At 75.8% G+C, this 13,894-nt stretch carries 15 protein-coding genes; 6 read left to right on the top strand and 9 right to left on the bottom strand.

The annotated features are described in order from the left end of the window. Positions 1–74: 74 nt before the first annotated feature. The 3 genes from H7H31_RS29915 to H7H31_RS29905 all read right to left on the bottom strand — a co-directional run bounded on the left by H7H31_RS29915 (position 75) and on the right by H7H31_RS29905 (position 3,686). Positions 75–1,217 (bottom strand): acyl-CoA dehydrogenase family protein, encoded by a 1,143-nt coding sequence (locus tag H7H31_RS29915; RefSeq protein ID WP_187061549.1) that lies wholly within the window; start codon positions 1,215–1,217, stop codon positions 75–77. Between the two features lie 154 nt (positions 1,218–1,371). Next, on the bottom strand, positions 1,372–2,511 hold the full coding sequence (locus H7H31_RS29910; protein ID WP_187118164.1) for a CaiB/BaiF CoA transferase family protein: 1,140 nt from the start codon (positions 2,509–2,511) through the stop codon (positions 1,372–1,374). A gap of 470 nt (positions 2,512–2,981) precedes the next feature. Beyond that, positions 2,982–3,686, bottom strand: a complete 705-nt coding sequence (locus H7H31_RS29905; RefSeq protein WP_187061587.1) for an ArsR/SmtB family transcription factor — start codon at positions 3,684–3,686, stop codon at positions 2,982–2,984. Between the two features lie 65 nt (positions 3,687–3,751). On the opposite strand from H7H31_RS29905, the gene H7H31_RS29900 reads away from it, so the two are divergent. Genes H7H31_RS29900 through H7H31_RS33515 form a run of 3 tightly spaced genes read left to right on the top strand, consistent with a single transcriptional unit; the run spans position 3,752 to position 4,610 of the window. After that, positions 3,752–4,210 (top strand): OsmC family protein, encoded by a 459-nt coding sequence (locus tag H7H31_RS29900; protein ID WP_187061586.1) that lies wholly within the window; start codon positions 3,752–3,754, stop codon positions 4,208–4,210. Beyond that, entirely contained in the window at positions 4,207–4,434 is a 228-nt protein-coding gene (locus H7H31_RS33520; RefSeq protein ID WP_197995976.1) for an ACT domain-containing protein, read from the top strand. The genes H7H31_RS29900 and H7H31_RS33520 overlap by 4 nt, the downstream gene beginning before the upstream one ends. Next, the gene (locus tag H7H31_RS33515; protein WP_197995975.1) at positions 4,431–4,610 is read left to right on the top strand and encodes an ACT domain-containing protein; all 180 of its coding nucleotides are present in this window, start codon (positions 4,431–4,433) and stop codon (positions 4,608–4,610) included. Before H7H31_RS33520 ends, H7H31_RS33515 begins: the two co-directional genes overlap by 4 nt. Positions 4,611–4,655: 45 nt before the next feature. Here H7H31_RS33515 and H7H31_RS29890 read toward each other — a convergent pair whose 3' ends face one another. Further along, positions 4,656–6,149 carry a sialate:H+ symport family MFS transporter gene (locus H7H31_RS29890; protein WP_187061585.1) on the bottom strand — a complete coding sequence of 498 codons (1,494 nt, stop codon included), beginning with the start codon at positions 6,147–6,149 and terminating at the stop codon, positions 4,656–4,658. After that, entirely contained in the window at positions 6,146–7,084 is a 939-nt protein-coding gene (locus H7H31_RS29885) for a dihydrodipicolinate synthase family protein (protein ID WP_187061584.1), read from the bottom strand. Before H7H31_RS29885 ends, H7H31_RS29890 begins: the two co-directional genes overlap by 4 nt. A 268-nt stretch (positions 7,085–7,352) precedes the next feature. On the opposite strand from H7H31_RS29885, the gene H7H31_RS29880 reads away from it, so the two are divergent. Further along, a complete protein-coding gene (locus H7H31_RS29880; protein ID WP_187061583.1) occupies positions 7,353–8,546 on the top strand; it encodes a saccharopine dehydrogenase family protein in 1,194 nt (397 codons plus the stop codon). Positions 8,547–8,652: 106 nt separating this feature from the next. After that, the gene (locus tag H7H31_RS29875) at positions 8,653–9,222 is read left to right on the top strand and encodes a DUF1203 domain-containing protein (RefSeq protein WP_187061582.1); all 570 of its coding nucleotides are present in this window, start codon (positions 8,653–8,655) and stop codon (positions 9,220–9,222) included. A 78-nt stretch (positions 9,223–9,300) separates the two neighbouring features. Here the strand turns inward: H7H31_RS29875 and H7H31_RS29870 are convergent, their stop codons facing one another. Continuing rightward, positions 9,301–9,465, bottom strand: coding sequence for a hypothetical protein (locus H7H31_RS29870; protein ID WP_187061581.1), 165 nt, complete (start codon positions 9,463–9,465; stop codon positions 9,301–9,303). Between the two features lie 51 nt (positions 9,466–9,516). After that, the gene (locus H7H31_RS29865; RefSeq protein WP_187061580.1) at positions 9,517–10,248 is read right to left on the bottom strand and encodes an endonuclease V; all 732 of its coding nucleotides are present in this window, start codon (positions 10,246–10,248) and stop codon (positions 9,517–9,519) included. 88 nt (positions 10,249–10,336) lie between these two features. On the opposite strand from H7H31_RS29865, the gene H7H31_RS29860 reads away from it, so the two are divergent. Then, positions 10,337–10,636: a YciI family protein gene (locus H7H31_RS29860; protein WP_187061579.1), complete on the top strand. Its 300-nt coding sequence runs from the start codon at positions 10,337–10,339 to the stop codon at positions 10,634–10,636. Positions 10,637–10,730: 94 nt separating this feature from the next. On the opposite strand, the gene H7H31_RS29855 is transcribed toward H7H31_RS29860, so the two are convergent. Next, positions 10,731–11,882 (bottom strand): WD40/YVTN/BNR-like repeat-containing protein, encoded by a 1,152-nt coding sequence (locus H7H31_RS29855; RefSeq protein WP_372455965.1) that lies wholly within the window; start codon positions 11,880–11,882, stop codon positions 10,731–10,733. A 127-nt stretch (positions 11,883–12,009) separates the two neighbouring features. Continuing rightward, a complete protein-coding gene (locus tag H7H31_RS29850; protein WP_187118163.1) occupies positions 12,010–13,722 on the bottom strand; it encodes a sigma factor in 1,713 nt (570 codons plus the stop codon). Positions 13,723–13,894: the final 172 nt, after the last annotated feature.

Genomic DNA, 13,894 nt, shown 5'->3' with positions numbered 1-13,894 from the left:
GGAAGCCTTTCGGGGAGCGGTACGGGGTCTGCCACCGGATTCGGCGCGTCCGCGCGCGCCCGGGGGCGGGTGGTTCAGGAGAGCAGGGACCGGCCGATGATCTCCTTCATGATCTCGGTGGTGCCGCCGTAGATCGTCTGGATGCGGCCGTCGGTGAACGCCCGGGCGATGGGGTATTCGGCCATGTAGCCGTAGCCGCCGTGGAGCTGGAGGCAGCGGTCGGTGACCCGCTTCTGGAGCTCGCTCGCCCACCACTTGGCCATCGAGGCGTGCGTGGCGTCAAGCTCCCCCGCGTCGTGGTCCACGATGCAGCGGTCCACGAAGCTGCGGGTGACGGCGCACTCGGTGGCCATCTCGGCGATCTCGAAGCGCACGTGCTGGAGCCGCGCGAGCGGTCGGCCGAACGCCTCCCGCTCCTTGACGTAGGCCGTCGTCATCTCCAGGACGTGCTCGGCCCCGGCGATGGAGGCGATGGCGATGTTCAGCCGCTCCTGGGCGAGGTTGGTCATGAGGTGGACGAAGGCGCCGTTCAACTCGCCGAGCAGGTTCTCCTTCGGCACGACCACGTCGTTGAAGAACAGTTCGGCGGTGTCCTGGGACTTCTGGCCGATCTTGGCGAGATTACGGCCCCGCTCGAAGCCGGCCATGCCGCGCTCGACCACCAGCAGGCTCAGCCCGTGCGCCCCGCCCTCGGGGGTGGTCTTGGCGACGACGATGACCAGGTCGGCCAGGATGCCGTTGGAGATGAACGTCTTGGAGCCGTTCAGGACCCAGTGGTCGCCCCGGTCCTCGGCGTTGGTGCGAATGCCCTGCAGGTCGGAGCCGGCGCCGGGCTCGGTCATGGCGATGGCGGTGATGATCTCGCCGCTGCAGAAGCCGGGCAGCCAGCGGCGCTTCTGCTCGTCGGTGCCGAGCGAGGTGAGGTACGGGCCGATGATGTCGTTGTGCAGGCCGAGCGCGAGCCCGGGGGCCGCGGCGCGGGTGAACTCCTCGGCGAGCACGGCGCTGTAGCGGAAGTCCTCGTTGCCGCCGCCCCCGAACTCCTCGGGCACCGCGAAGCCGAGCAGCCCCTGCCGACCGGCCGCGAGCCAGGCGTCCCGGTCCACGATGCCGTTCTCCTCCCACCGCTCGTAGTGCGGCAGCACCTCCTTGGCCAGGAAGGTCCGTACGGTCTCGCGGAACGCCTCGTGTTCCGCGGCGAAGATCTGGCGCTTCACGTGTCTCTCCTCGGGTGCTGCCGTACGGGCGGGAGTCGCTGGGGCGGGGGCTGCGGGTGCGTGGGCTGCGGGTGCGTGGGCTGCGGGTGCGGGTGGTGTGGCCACCCGGTGCGGGGCTCGGGCCGGGGCGCGGGCGGCGGCGCGGGTCCCGGGGTCACGGGCCGGTGGCGGGTGGGTCGGCGAGCTGTGGCAGGCCCCAGTCGTCGGCGACCTCGGCGGTGTGCGCGCCCGGCAGGGCCGGGGGTCTGCGCACGCTGCCGGGGGTCGCCGAGAAGCGCGGCGCGGGCGCGGGCTGGACGATGCCGGCGTGCTCGGTGAAGGTGCCGCGGGCGGCCAGGTGCGGGTGGGTGGGCGCCTCGCGCAGCGAGAGCACGGGCGCGGTGCAGGCGTCCGACGCCGCGAAGACCTCGGTCCACTCCTCGCGGGTACGGGTCTTGAAGCGGGCCGCCACCAGTTCGCGCAACTCGCCCCAGCGGGCCATGTCGCCCTGTTCGGGGGCCTGGTCGGCGATGCCGAGCAGGGCGGTGAACTCGGCGTAGAACCGCGGCTCCAGGGCGCCGACCGCCATGTGACCGCCGTCCGCGGTCTCGTAGACGCCGTAGAACGGGCAGCCGCCGTCGAGCAGGTTGGCGCCCCTGCGGTCCTGCCACGCGCCGGCCGCCAGCATGCCGTGGATCATCGAGGACAGGTGGACCGTGCCGTCCACGATCGCGGCGTCCACGACCTGGCCCGCGCCGCCCGGGGTGCGGGCGTGCTGGAGGGCCGCGAGGACGCCGATGACCAGGTAGAGCGAGCCGCCCGCGTAGTCCCCGACGAGGTTGGCGGGGATGGCCGGCGGCTGGTCCGGCGCGCCGATCATGCCGAGGACGCCCGTGATGGCGATGTAGCCGATGTCGTGCCCGGCCCGCTGGGCCAGCGGCCCGTCCTGGCCCCAGCCGGTCATCCGGCCGTAGACCAGCGCCGGGTTGCGGGCCAGGCAGGCGTCGGGGCCGACGCCGAGCCGCTCGGCGACGCCGGGGCGCAGCCCCTCGATGAGGATGTCGGCGCGCTCGACGAGGTCGAGCACGGTCCCCGGGCCCCGCTCGGACTTCAGGTCGACGGTCACCGAGCGCTTGTTGCGGTTGGTGATGTCGTGGGCCGGGTCGATGCCGAGGCCGGCGCCGGTCGGGCGGTCGACGCGCACCACGTCGGCGCCGAGGTCGGCGAGCACCATCGCCGCGTACGGACCGGGGCCGATGCCTGCCAGTTCCACGACCCGCACCCCGGTGAGCGGACCGTGTGGTGTTGCCGTCATCCGACCCCCACGTCGTTATGACAATTTTGCTGTAACACCGCCGATGCTAAGAACACGTTCCAGTTTCCACAAGCCCTTCGAGCGACGGGCTCGCGCCGGTCGGGGCCCGACTTACCGTCGCGTAAGCTCCCTGCTCTCCAAGCCCGTTGAGCACGGCGGGCGTCGGCGGCCACTCCCGGCGTCCGGCTCCTCGCCCGGAACCGGCCGGCGGCGCCCGCGCGGAGCGGGGCCGGTGGTGGGGTCGACAGCGGCGGCTGCCGTGGCGTCAGGGGCCCGACGTGCCGCCAGGTTCGGACGCGGCGCGGACTGCTGAGCTCGGGGGCCCGGCGCGGCCGGCGGCCCCGGCGCGCCGCCGGGGCCCGGCCCGGAGGACGGCGTGCCGCTCGTCATCGGCCTCCCCCGGCTTTCCGTCTCGGCGTCCTGGGCTGAACCGGAGGCATGCTCCCCGCTCACGCCCGTCGCACCGGTCGCTAGGCCGCCGGGCTCCGGTCGGTCAGCTCGATGCCCCAGGTCTCGCGCAGCAGCTCCCGGCCACTGTCCGTGGTGTTCAGCCCGCGGCCGGAGGGGTGCCGTACGACCCAGCCGGCGGCGAGGAAGCGCGTGCCGACCGCGGCGCCCAGGGCGCCGGCCAGGTGGGTTCGGCGTTCCGTCCAGTCCGGGCAGGCCCGGGTGGTGGGGCGGCGGGCGCGGAGCGCGCCGTCCACGTCCACGCCGAGCGCGCGCAGGCCCGTGGCGCCGGCGTCGGCGAGGGTCAGCGACTCGCGGTCGGTCAGCCATCCCCGGTGCGTCCAGGCGTCGGTCAGGGCGACGCCGAGCCGTCCGGCGAGGTGGTCGTAGCACAGCCGCGCCGCGGCCAGGGTGCGCATCTCGCGGCTGCGGCGGTACCCGGAGACGGGCACGGGGTCGGCCAGGGCGCCGAGCGCTTCGAGTGCGGTGGCCACCCGTGGGCCGGCGAGCGCGTAGTAGCGGCGGCGACCGCGCGCCTCACAGGTCACCAGGCCGGCGTCGACCAGCGCCGCCAGGTGCTCGGACGCGGTCGACGCGCTCACCCCGGCCGCCCGGGCCAGCTCGCCGGCCGGCCGGCTGGTGCCGTCCATGAGCAGGTTGAGGAAGGCCGAGCGCGCGGGCGCGGCGAGCGCCCTGCCCACGCTGGTGAAGTCCCGGTCCCGGCTCATGGGGGTGACGATACGACGTCGACGCTTCGGTCGGCGCCGAAGCGTCGGGCGCCTACGGTCCGCGCATGGACACCCACACCTACCGCACCCACCTGCACTGGGACGGCTCCACCGCGGACGGGGTCCGCGGCTACTCGCGCGACCACACCGCCGTCGCCCCGCCCGCCGCCGCGCGGGTCGACCTGAGCGCGGACCCGGCCTTCCGCGGCGACCCCGACCGGCTCAATCCCGAACAGCTGGTGGTCATGGCCGCCTCCTCCTGTCAGATGCTGTCCTTCCTCGGCGCCGCCGCCCGCGCCGGGGTGACCGTGCTCGGGTACGACGACGAGGCCAGCAGCCACCTCGACCTGACCGCCGAGCCGGCCCGGCTGGCCGCGATCCGGCTGCGGGTCACCGTCACGGTCGCCGCCGGGACGGACCCGGCCCGGGTCCGGGAGATCGCCGAGCGGGCGCACCGCTCCTGTTACGTCGCCAACAGCCTGTCGGTGCCGGTCGAGGTGGCCACCACCGTGGTGACCCCGTGACCGCCGGGCCGCGGGACCTCGAGGTGTGCCTGCCGGACCGGCCCGGCGCGCTGGCCGACCTGGGCCAGGCGCTGGGCGCGGCCGGGGTGAGCCTGGAGGGCGGTGGCGTGTTCGCGCGTGCGGGGCGGGCCGTCGCCCACTACCTGGTCGACGACGGGCCGCCGCGCTGGCGGCCGTCGCCGCCGCGGGCCTGGGCCCCGCCGTCGTCCGCGACGTCGTCATGACCCGTCTCGACCAGGAGACGCCCGGCCAGCTCGGCACCCTCGCCCGCCGGTTGGGCGACGCGGGCGTGAACGTCGCCACCCAGTACAGCGACCACGCCGGCAACCTCGTCCTGCTCGTGTCGGACGAGCACCTCGGGGCGTGCCGCGAGGTGCTCGCACGGTGGGAGCGGGGCTGACGCGCGGAGGCCGGCCCCGGCTCAGTCGGCGGGACCGGCTCCTGCTCAGTCGGCGGGCGCCGTCCCGCGCACGTCGTCCGCCCGGGGCGGGGCCGGGCTCCGCGCCGGGGCGGCGGCCGGCACCAGGTGGTCGTCCAGCCCTTCGGGGTCGGTGATCCGGGCCAGCCGGCGCGGGACGTCACAGCCGACGAGCACGATGACGACCAGGGTCAGCCCGAACGTCAACACGGCCAGCGCCCGCCCCAGCGGCATCCCCTCGGCCAGGTGGGCGCCGAGTACCGGGGCCACCGCGCCGCCGAGCGCGCCGACGTTGTAGACGAAGCCGAGCGAGGCGGCCCGGTTGCCGGTCGGGAAGTGGCTGGCGATGTACTTGGGCAGGATGCCGGAGATGCCCTGGCTGAGGGCGAGCAGCCCGAACAGCAGCACGCCGAGCGCGACCAGGCTCTCGTCGACGGCGAAGACGGGGAAGACGAAGCCCAGCGAGGCGATCAGGGTCCAGGCGTACGCGCGCCGGGTGCCCACCCAGTCGCCGACGAAGCCCGCGAGCCAGCAGCCGCACATGGTGCCGAACCCGGCGTAGAACATCACGTCGCCCACCTGGCCCGGCGCGTAGCCCATCTCCGTCTTCAGGTAGGTGGGCAGCAGCGCCTGGATCGGCCAGCTGTAGAGGAAGGCGCAGAAGACGGTGACCATGAGGGACACGTACAGGACCCACTGCCGGCGGCCGCCCACCTGGACCGCGAAGGCGATCAGGCAGCCGGCGGCCAGGATCGCCAGCGGCCACACCAGGCCCTTGCCGAGCGGGGTGAACACGCAGAACAGCGCGGCGCTGGCGACCACGGTCAGCAGCGTGTTCAGCCAGGTCCTGCGGCGCCCGGCGAACAGCGGCGCGAACGGGTTCGGGCGCCGGCCACCGGCGGCGACCTCCGCGCTCCAGTCCTCGGCCTCCGGCAGCGCGCGGCGTACCCACAGGGCGACCAGGACCGGCAGCACGCCGATCCAGAACATCCAGCGCCAGCCCCAGTTCGGCACCACCCACTCGTAGAGCTTGGAGGCGAGGATGGTGCCGCCGGCGTAGCCGGAGATCAGGAAGCCGGAGGCGCGGTTGCGCAGCCGTGGCGGCCAGCTCTCCAGGACGTAGGTGGCGCTCGCGCTGTACTCCCCCGCCATGCCCACGCCGATCAGCAGCCGGGCGACGAAGAGGCTGGTGTACCCCCAGGCGAAGCCGCAGGCGAAGGTGCCGAAGGAGTAGAGCAGGATGCTGACGATCATGGCGGCCTTGCGCCCGTAGCGGTCGCCGAAGGCGCCGAGCAGCGCGCCGCCGAGCCAGCGGGTGATGAAGGCGGCGGAGACCAGGCTGGCGGCCTCGACGCCGCTGAGGTCGAACTCGTCGGCGATCTCGGTCAGCACGAGGGTGATCAGGACGAAGTCGAAGCCGTCGAGGAGGTAGCCGAGCCAGGCGGCGAACATGGCCTTCCACTGCCCCGGGGACACCTCGCGGTACCAGCGCGTGCCCGCCTCGCGCCCGGTGGCGCTCATGCGGTCAGGCCCGCGTCGTCGAGGAACTTGCGCACCCGGTCCACGGCCGCGGCCTCCAGCGGGACCTGCGGCGCCGCGGTGGCGGGGCAGTCGATGACGCCGAGCAGGTGCAGCGCGGCCTTGAAGCCGCCGAGCGCCGACGAGCTGCCGCCCATCCGCGCCGGATCGCCGGTCTCGGTGAGGGCGAACAGCGCGGCGAGCCGGTCCTGCTCGGCCGCGGCCTCGGCCCACCGGCCGGCGCGGGCGTGCCCGTAGAGCCGCAGGTAGCCGTGGGGGTCCACGTTGCCGAGGCCCGGCACGACGCCGTGCACGCCGGCCAGCAGGGCGCCGTCCACGGCCATCTCGGAGCCGGTCAGCACGGAAAACCGCTCGCCCAGGCCGCGGTCGCGGGCCGCGACGAGCAGCCGGCGCGCCTCCTCCACCTGGCCGCTGCTGTCCTTGAGCCCGGCGAGGGTGCCGTCGGCGGCCAGCGGCAGCACGATGGCGGCGGTGAGCTTGGTGTGCACCGCGGCGGGGATGTCGTACGCGAACAGCGGCAGCTCCGTGCCGGCGCGCAGCCGCCGGAAGTGGTCGGCGATCTCGGCGGGGTGGGTGCGGGTGTAGAAGGGGGCGGTGGCCACGAGGGCGTCGGCGCCGCTGGCGGCGGCCCCGGCGGCGTGGTCGCGCATCCGCGCGGTGGTCGTGTCGATGACGCCGGCGAGCACGGGGACCCGTCCGGCGGCGGCCTCCACCACCGTCTCCAGGGCGGTGCGGCGCTGGGCGTCGGTGAGGTAGGCGACCTCGCCGGTGGAGCCGAGGGCGAACAGCCCGTGCACGCCGGCGTCCAGGAGCCGTCGGGTGAGCGCGGCCAGCGACCGGGTGTCCACGTCGCCGGTGGGGGTGAGCGGGGTGCACATCGGCGGGATGACGCCGGTGAGGGGAACCGGAGGGCGCATCGGGATCAGCTTTCTACGAGGCGTCAGCCAGGGGTGGGAGGGAGCCAAGCCATAGCAGTAAAGATGACAATACGGACGTTGGACGTCCGATGTGTGGGGTGAATGTGACGGAGCGCCGGACACCTGTCAACCTCTCCCACGTCCGGACGCCCCCTTGTTGACTGCTGGTCAATAGCTGCCTAGCGTGGCGGCCTCCAGGCTGTGGATCACGCACAGCGCAGCCACGCACCACGCTCGGGGCCCGGCCCGCGGGCCGCGAGGGGAAGCGATGCCACGCGAGGGACTCGACCCGCAGCGCGCGTACGACGTGGTGCTCGTCGGCGCCACCGGCTTCGTGGGCGCGCTGACCGCCCACTACCTGGCCGAGCACGCCCCGCCCGGGCTGCGCTGGGCGCTGGCCGGGCGCAGCCGGGGCCGGCTTGAGGCGCTGCGCGCCGAGCTGGCCGCCACCGACCCGGCGCACGCGGCGCTGCCGCTGCTGACCGTCGACGTCGCCGACCGCGACGCGGTCCGGGCGCTGGCCGAAAACACCCGTGTGGTCGCCACCACCGTCGGCCCCTACCTGCGCTACGGCGAGCCGCTGGTCGCCGCGTGCGCCGAGGCCGGCACCGACTACGTCGACCTGACCGGCGAGCCCGAGTTCGTCGACCGGACGTACGTGCGCCACCACGAGCGGGCCCGCGCCACCGGCGCCCGGCTCGTGCACACGTGCGGCTTCGACTCCCTCCCGGCCGACCTGGGCGCGCTGTACACCGTGGGCCTGCTGCCACGGGACGTGCCGCTACGCGTCGACGGCTACCTGCGCACCAACGCCACCTTCTCCGGCGGAACGCTGGACTCGGCGCTGACGGCCGCCTCCCGGCCGCTGGCGATGGTCCGCGCGGCGCGGGAGCGGCGGCGCGCGGAGCCCCGCCCGGCCGGGCGGACCGTGCGCGCCCCGCTCGGCCCCGTGCACCACAGCCGCGCGGTGCGGGCCTGGGGCGTTCCGCTGCCGACGATCGACGCGCAGGTCGTCGCCCGCTCGGCCGCCGCGTCCACGGCCTACGGACCGGCGTTCCGCTACCGCCACTTCGCGGCCGTGCGCCGGCTGCCGGTGGCCGCGGCGGGTGTGGCCGGGTTCGGCGCGCTGGCCGCGCTGGCGCAGGTGCCGCCGGTGCGCTCCTGGCTCACGGGCCGGCGCGGCCCGGGCGACGGGCCGAACCCGGAGCGGCGGGAGCGGAGCTGGTTCGCGCTGCGCCTGGTGGGGCAGGGTGGCGGGCGCCGGGTGGTCACCGAGGTCCGCGGCGGCGACCCGGGCTACGGTGAGACGGCCAAGATGCTGGCCGAGTCGGCGCTGTGCCTGGCGCTCGACGACCTTCCCGAGACCGCGGGCCAGGTCACGCCGGCCACCGCGATGGGCGAGCGGCTCACGGCCCGGCTGGTCCGCGCGGGTATCGGCTTCCGGGTCGTGTCGGAGCACTGAGCGGGTCACCGAGCGGGGGCGGGCCCGGCGCCTATCCCCGTACGGGCCCGAACGCGACGTCCGATACCCGCCAGAAGCGGCGCCCCGGGCGCTCCACCATGGCCGCATGAGCACCTACACGGACACCCAGACCCCCGCCCCCGACCAGGACTCCGCGCCGCGCTACGAGATCCGCCCCATCGCCCCCGAGGTGCTGCGCGAACTGCGGGTGCGCGACGACGCCGGCCGGGCCCCGCGCGTGGTCGTCGACGAGGATGGCGGCAACCCGCTGCGCTGCTGCCTGGGCCGCAGCACCCCCGGCGAGCGGCTGATGCTGGTCTCGTACGCGCCGCTGCGCCGCTGGGCCGCCGAGACGGGCGCCACGCCGGGCGCGTACGACGAGGTCGGCCCGGTCTTCATCCACCCCGAGCCGTGCGCCGGCTGGTCCGGCGGCGGGCGGGACGCCACCCCGGACGGCTACCCGCGGGGCATCGTGGGCGAGCGGCGGGTGCTGCGCGCCTACTCGGCGGAAGGCCGCATCCTCGGCGGGCGGCTGCTGATCCAGGGGAGCCCGGAGCACGGCGGCTCCCCCGCCGAGGCCCTGGCGGAGTGGTACCGCGATCCACGGGTCGCGGCCGTGCACATCAGGGCCGTGGAGTACGGCTGCTTCCTCGCGGAGACCCGCCGCGCGGGATGAGCGAAGCCGCCGAGCCGGCCCCACCGCGAACCCAGCGCGGCGGGGCTGCCTCGGCGGGGCCGGTCCGGCGGTCCGGGGTCAGTCGAAGAGGTTGGCGATCACACCGCCGTACGACGTGCACAGCTGCCAGAACAGCCAGAACGCGCCGTACACGATGCCGATCATGAGCACGGTGGCCACGATCGGGTCCAGCCGGCGCTGCCAGCGGGACCGGTTCATCAACTGGTAGTCATGCTCTGCCATGTCACCAACATACCGACAACGCCGCCGGGCGCCGCCCGCGGCCGGCGGCGGCTAGCCGTGCTCGCGGGCGAGGGCGGCCAGCGCCCGGCGGCAGGCGGCGTCGGCCGCGCGGGTGGTCTCCGGCAGTCGGTAGCGGGGGCTCAGGTGCAGGGCGTGGGCGCAGGCGGCGTCGAGCGTCATCCGGTGGCCGACGGAGACGAAGACCGGCTTGACGCCCGGTTGGGTGCGCAGCGCCCGGCCCACCTCCTGGGTCCCGTCCCACAGCGGCGAGGCGTCGCCGCGCCGCGGGCCCGGCGGGTCGTGGCGGAAGACGAAGGGGCTCTTGGCGACGCCGATGGTCGGCAGCCCGGTGATCACCCCGAGGTGGCTGGCCAGCCCGAACCGGCGCGGATGGGCCAGCCCGTAGCCGTCGCACACCACCAGGTCGGGCGTGCGGCCGAGGCGGTCGAGGGCGGCCAGCACGGTGGGGATCTCCCGGAAGGCGAGGAGGCCCGGCACGTAGGGGAAGGAGACCCGGCCGACGGCGGTCGCCTCCGCGACGCGGGCCAGGCCGCGCGCGTCGAGCGCGACGGCCGCCGCCGCGACCAGGTCGCGTTCGTCGTCGTACGCCACGTCCACGCCCACCACCAGGCCGGGGGCGCCCGGCAAGGTGGCCGCGCCCGACGCGTCGACGCCGCCGCGCAGCCGCTCCTGGACGGCGGTGGCCTCGGCCTCGGTGCGCGGCCAGTCGGCGGGCACGGCCGCCCAGGCCGGCTGTCCCGTGGGTTCGCTGGAAGAGCTCATACCGGTGATCACGCTACCCGGGGTCGAACGGTTGCCCCGCGCGGCGACGGTGGGCTCGGCGTCGGACGTACGGCGTAGCCTGGTGATCATGTTCGTACTCGAGTTGTCCTACACGGCTCCCCTGGAGCGCGTCGACGCCCTGCTCAGTGACCACGTCGACTGGTTGAACACGCACTACGCGTCGGGAACCTTCATCGCCTCCGGGCGCAAGGAGCCGCGCGACGGCGGCGTGATCCTCGCGGTAGGGGCGGACCGGGCCGCCATCGAGGAGGTGGTGGCGAGCGACCCGTTCGTCACGGCGGAGGTGTGCGCGTACCGGATCACGGAGTTCCTGGCGACCAAGACGTCACCCGAGCTGGCCGCGTACCGGCAGGAGCTGCCGGCCTGAGCCCGCCCGGCCCCGCCGGACGCCGGCCGGGCCGGGGCGGAACGCTCTCGCCCCGGCCCGGCCCCATCCGTCACCCGTGCGCCCGGCGGCGCGGTCAGCGGCCGGAGAGCGCGAGGTGGCCGACGCGGCCCTGCTCGCCGGCGGCCCAGCAGCTCAGGTCCGGGGTGCAGTCGACCGTGTCGTACGAGCCGGTGTCGAAGGTGTGCCAGCGCCGGCCGCCGTCGAGGGTGAGTTCGCTGCCGGTGGGGCCGACGGCGAGCGCGGCGGAGCGGCTGTGCGGCAGCCAGGCGACGCCGGAGCGGTAGCCGGGCGGCTGGCGCCGGGCGTGCGTCCAGGTCGCGCCGCCGTCGCCGGTGACCGCGGCGGTACGCGGCGACGGCTCGCCGGCGCGGTAGTCGCCGCCCACGGCCAGGCCGTGCCGGGCGTCGCGGAACGCGAGGCCGAAGACGCCGCGGGCCGGGTCGCCGGCCGGGATGGGCGCCTGGGTGACCGTCCAGGTCAGGCCCCGGTCGGCGGAGTGCAGCACGCGCGCGGTGGCGGCCCCGCCGGTGGCGATCCAGGCGTCCCGGCTGCCCGAGCTGACCAGGCACTGGCCGCTGGCGGCGAACGCGGCCTCGCCCGGCTGGGCGGCCGGCATCCCCGCCGAGGGCAGCACCCGCCAGCTCCGGCCGCCGTCGCCGGTGGACAGGATGCGGTACTTGCCGTCCACCGGGTCGCTGAGCGCGATGCCGTGCCGGGCGTCGAAGAAGGTCATGCAGTCGTAGAAGGCCGCCGGGTCGGTGTTGCGGAAGCTCTCCGTCCAGGTCGCGCCGCCGTCGGCGGTGCGAAAGACCCGCGACGCCTCGCCCTCGCCGATGGCGAGCACCACCGCGTGCCGCGAGTCGAACGCCTCCACGTCCCGGAACTCCAGCGCGCCCGCGCCGGGTGGCGACACGTCGCGCCAGCTCCGGCCGCCGTCCACGGTGCGCAGCACGGTGCCCTTCGTACCGGCCACCCAGGCGGTGCGCCGGTCGACGGCGGCCAGCCCGCGGAACCTGGCGTCGCTGCCGCTGTCGCTGGCCCGCCAGGTCAGCCCCGCTCCCGTGGCGTACGGCGAACCGCTCCGCGCGGCCCCGGCCGGCTCCGCCGCGGCCCCATCCGTCCGGTCGCCCGTACCCGCCGCACCGGCCTGCGCCGGCGCCGTCAGCACGGCCGCCAGCGCCACCCCGCACAGCCCCGCCGTCATCATCCGTCGCATTGTCCCCATGACCCTCATGGCGCTGGAAGCTAGCCCATGGGCGCGGCGGCGTCCACGGTCAGCACGCCGCGAACACGCGGCGGTGACGGGCGGGCACGAGCCGTCAGGGCCGGGCCTGGGGCGGCGGGCCGACTGCTCAGCGGTACCAGCAGATCGTCCAGCCGGGGAACGGTTCCTCGCAGACCCGGCCGCCGCCGGTGGGGCTGGGCGTGGGACCCGTGGACGTGGGGAGCGTCGCCTTGGGGGTGGGCTTCCCCCTGGGCGTGGGCTTGCCCGTGGGGGTGGGCCGGTCCGTGGGCGTGGGCCGGCCGGTGGGGGTCGGCCTGTCCGTAGGCGTGGGTTTCCCCGTGGGGGTGGGCCTGTCCGTGGGCGTGGGCTTGCCCGTGGGCGTCGGCTTGCCCGTGGGCGTCGGCTTGCCCGTCGGGGTGGGCTTGCCCGTGGGCGTGGGCTTGCCCGTCGGGGTGGGCTTGTCCGTGGGCGTTGGCCTGCCCGTTGGGGTGGGGGGCGTGGTGGTCGGGGTGGGCTTCGGCGTCGGGGGCGCGGTGGTGGGCGCCGAGGTGGTGGGGGCCGAGGTCGGCTGGGGCGGGGTGCCGGGGGCGGAGCTGGGCGGCGGCGTGGGGTCGGCGTCCCTGGGCGGCACCGCGCGGTCGGGCCGCGTCGGGGCCGCGAGCGCGGGCGGGGGTGCCGCGAGGGTGGGAGGCGCCGAGAAGGTCGGCGACGCGGGGGTGGCCGAGGTCGGTCGGGGGGCGCCGGGCGCCGTGGTGGCCCCGGGCTCGCCACGCGGGGTGGCGCCGGCGTTCGACGACGGGTCGGCCGGCGCCCGCTCGGGCGCGCCCGAGGACGCCGCGACGGGGGCCTGGGCCCGTCGCGCGGCGGACTCGCTACCGCCGAAGACCTGGCCGGCCGCGACCGCGACCGCGGCGATGGCCACCACGCCGGCGCCGGCCACCGCGACACCCACCGGGCCCGCCTGGCCGACCTGGCCGCGCAGCAGGTGGCGCACCGAGCGCAGCGCGCCACCGGCCGAGCCCTTGCCGCCCGCCGTGGCGGCCGTTCCGGCGCCCGCGGCGCCGGCGCCGAGCAGCGGGGCCAGGAACTTGGCCCCACCGCCCGCGAGCAGCACCAGCAGCGCGGGGCCGACGAGCGCCGGCAGTCGGGTGTTGGCCTGGGCCAGCACCGCGAGCCGGTCCCGGCAGTCCGCGCAGTCCTCCACGTGCAGGGCGATGCTCTCCGCCTGCCGGGGTGAGTCGGTGCCCCGGATGTGGGCGGGCATCCGCTCCCAGTGCCCGGCGCAGGCCGGGTTGGCCGGGGCGCCGGGCTGCTCGCGCAGGAACGCCTGTCGCATGCCCTCGCGGGCCCGGTGCAGCAGCACCGCGGTGGCGCCGGTGTTCGCGCCTATCTGGCGGCCGACGGACTCCAGCGGCTGGTCCTCGGCCTCGGCCAGCCACAGCGCCTTCACCCAGCGCTCCGGCAACTGGCCCATGACCCGGGCCAGCAGATCGACGTACGCGACCCGCTGCGCCGGGTCCTGGCCGCTCCCCTGCTCGCCGTACCTGGCCAGGTCGTCCGCCTCGGCCACGGCGGGGTCGCGCGGCACCTCGCGGGCGCCGCGGCCGGCGGTGTCGGAGGACAGGTGGCGCACCGTCGTCGTCAGGTACGCGGACACGTTGTCGATCTGGTGCCCGGTGCGCAGCCGGCGCCAGACGCGGAAGTGCGCCTCGGCCACCAAGTCCTCGGCGACCCAGGGGTTGCCGGTCAGCGTGCGCGCGTAGGCGACGAGGCGGGGGTGCTCGCGTTCGTACAGCCGCGCGTAGGCGTCCGTATCCGGGGCAGCGGAGGCTTCGGTCATGTGGGGGGACACCTCGGGGTGTGGCGCGTGGTATCGCGGGGACTCGCGGGCTTGCCAGGATTTTCGCAAGCCCGACTTCGATCACCGCAGCCGCCCCCGTGGTGACGTACCTCACGCACGGATCGAGTGCACGCGCGTAATGCACGGCCCCTCTTAGGGGTCGAAGAGACAA

It is taken from the genome of Streptomyces buecherae, from assembly GCF_014295035.1.
Classification (GTDB): domain Bacteria; phylum Actinomycetota; class Actinomycetes; order Streptomycetales; family Streptomycetaceae; genus Streptomyces; species Streptomyces youssoufiensis.
The sequence above is the reverse complement of the archived record's forward strand: the minus strand, read 5'-3'. Positions and strand labels throughout refer to the sequence as shown.

What these genes read in the sequence shown, in the direction of transcription:
- H7H31_RS29885 (WP_187061584.1), bottom strand. Translation starts at nt 7,084, where the DNA reads ATGCGCCCTCCGGTTCCCCTCACCGGCGTCATCCCGCCGATGTGCACC.
- H7H31_RS29890 (WP_187061585.1), bottom strand. Translation starts at nt 6,149, where the DNA reads ATGAGCGCCACCGGGCGCGAGGCGGGCACGCGCTGGTACCGCGAGGTG.
- H7H31_RS29875 (WP_187061582.1), top strand. Translation starts at nt 8,653, where the DNA reads ATGAGCACCTACACGGACACCCAGACCCCCGCCCCCGACCAGGACTCC.
- H7H31_RS29850 (WP_187118163.1), bottom strand. Translation starts at nt 13,722, where the DNA reads ATGACCGAAGCCTCCGCTGCCCCGGATACGGACGCCTACGCGCGGCTG.
- H7H31_RS29900 (WP_187061586.1), top strand. Translation starts at nt 3,752, where the DNA reads ATGGACACCCACACCTACCGCACCCACCTGCACTGGGACGGCTCCACC.
- H7H31_RS29860 (WP_187061579.1), top strand. Translation starts at nt 10,337, where the DNA reads ATGTTCGTACTCGAGTTGTCCTACACGGCTCCCCTGGAGCGCGTCGAC.
- H7H31_RS29880 (WP_187061583.1), top strand. Translation starts at nt 7,353, where the DNA reads ATGCCACGCGAGGGACTCGACCCGCAGCGCGCGTACGACGTGGTGCTC.
- H7H31_RS33515 (WP_197995975.1), top strand. Translation starts at nt 4,431, where the DNA reads ATGACCCGTCTCGACCAGGAGACGCCCGGCCAGCTCGGCACCCTCGCC.
- H7H31_RS29910 (WP_187118164.1), bottom strand. Translation starts at nt 2,511, where the DNA reads ATGACGGCAACACCACACGGTCCGCTCACCGGGGTGCGGGTCGTGGAA.
- H7H31_RS29865 (WP_187061580.1), bottom strand. Translation starts at nt 10,248, where the DNA reads ATGAGCTCTTCCAGCGAACCCACGGGACAGCCGGCCTGGGCGGCCGTG.
- H7H31_RS29870 (WP_187061581.1), bottom strand. Translation starts at nt 9,465, where the DNA reads ATGGCAGAGCATGACTACCAGTTGATGAACCGGTCCCGCTGGCAGCGC.
- H7H31_RS29905 (WP_187061587.1), bottom strand. Translation starts at nt 3,686, where the DNA reads ATGAGCCGGGACCGGGACTTCACCAGCGTGGGCAGGGCGCTCGCCGCG.
- H7H31_RS29855 (WP_372455965.1), bottom strand. Translation starts at nt 11,882, where the DNA reads ATGGGGACAATGCGACGGATGATGACGGCGGGGCTGTGCGGGGTGGCG.